This is a genomic window from Janibacter sp. RAF52 (assembly GCF_052114035.1).
Lineage (GTDB): Bacteria > Actinomycetota > Actinomycetes > Actinomycetales > Dermatophilaceae > Janibacter > Janibacter hoylei.
Map to the genome: position 1 here is coordinate 1 of NZ_JBFRDY010000023.1, position 1,493 is coordinate 1,493.

Annotated in this window: 1 protein-coding gene; it reads left to right on the plus strand. The window is 67.4% G+C overall.

From position 1 onward, the window contains the following. The first annotated feature begins 286 nt into the window (after positions 1-286). A complete protein-coding gene (locus tag AB4Y78_RS15575) occupies positions 287-1,444 on the plus strand; it encodes an IS30 family transposase (RefSeq protein ID WP_441715066.1) in 1,158 nt (385 codons plus the stop codon). The last annotated feature ends 49 nt before the right edge of the window (positions 1,445-1,493 follow it).

The window sequence follows — 1,493 nt, forward strand, 5'->3', positions numbered from 1 at the left end:
CTTCGGTTCACATGGTCCTCGCAACACCTCGATCTGAGGAGTTGCGAGGACCATGGTCGTTTCGAGGGGAAGACGCTCGCCTGTTGTGGTCACGCCGGCGGTTATCGCGCGGGTCGTGGCGGTGTTCGACGAGTCAGGCTCTGTGGGCGCGGCTGCCAGGGCCGTGGGGTGCTCGCATTCGACCGCGCGGCGGGTGCTGGTCGCGGCCGGGCGCTTCCCGGCACGGCCGCAGCCGTTGGGCAAGCCTCAGCAGCGTGCCGAGTTCGACGCGTTGATCGCTGCGGGGATGCATCACGCTCGGGCAGCAGTCCGGGTCGGGGTGACAACTCAGACCGGTCGGTACTGGATGCGTGGTGTGCGTAAGAGCCACGGCCGCACGATCTACCCGGATGGGCGCGTCACCGGGCCACCGGCCACGCGGGCGGCTAGGAACAGGCCCATGGACGAGGTCGTGGGTACGGGCAGGTTGTTGTCGTTGCAGGAACGTCTGGCCATCGCTGACGGGCTGGTCAACTTCGAGTCCATGCGGTCGATCGCCGCGAGGTTGGGCCGTCCTGCGTCAACGGTCACTCGTGAGGTCGCCGCGCACCGCGACGAGCGGGGCCGGTACATGCCTCACCGGGCACACCGCGACGCCGCCGACACCCGGGCTCGCCCGAAGGCCTCGAAGCTGGCGCGAGTGGGTCCATTGCGCGAGTACGTCGTCGATGGGCTGTCACGGAAGTTGTCACCGGAGCAGATCAGCAACAGGCTCAAGGTCGACCACCCCGACGACGAGAGCATGCGCGTGAGCCACGAAACGATCTACCAGGCCCTGTACTTCCAGGCCCGCGGCGGCCTCAAACGCGAGGTCCAGACCGCGCTGCGTACCGGCCGCACCCGCCGCAAACCGCAGGCCCGTGGAGTGCGCCGGCCCCGGTTCATCGACGAGATGATCATGATCAGCGACCGGCCCGCCGCGGTCGAGGACCGCGCCGTCCCGGGCCATTGGGAAGGCGATCTGATCATCGGCAAGAACAGCGGCTCGGCCATCGGGACGCTGGTCGAACGCTCGACCCGGTACGTGATACTGCTGCACCTGCCCGATACCCACGACGCGGTCACCGTGCGTGACCAGCTCGTCGCGGCGATGCATCGCCTGCCGCAGCACCTGCGCGGGTCGTTGACCTGGGACCAAGGATCCGAGATGGCTGCCCACGCCTCGTTCACCATGGCGACCGACATGCCGGTCTACTTCTGCGACCCGGCCTCACCTTGGCAGCGCGGCTCGAACGAGAACACCAATGGGCTGCTGCGCCAGTACTTCCCCAAGGGCACCGATCTGAGCGTCCACGGCCACGCAGAGCTGGAGTACGTCGCCCAAGAGCTCAACGCCAGACCACGAAAGACGCTCGACTGGGCAACCCCAGCCGAGCGTCTTCGTGATCTACTCCAGGAGGCCTAACCACCAGGGCCAAATCCACACGGTGTTGCGAGCACCCCATGAATCCGCC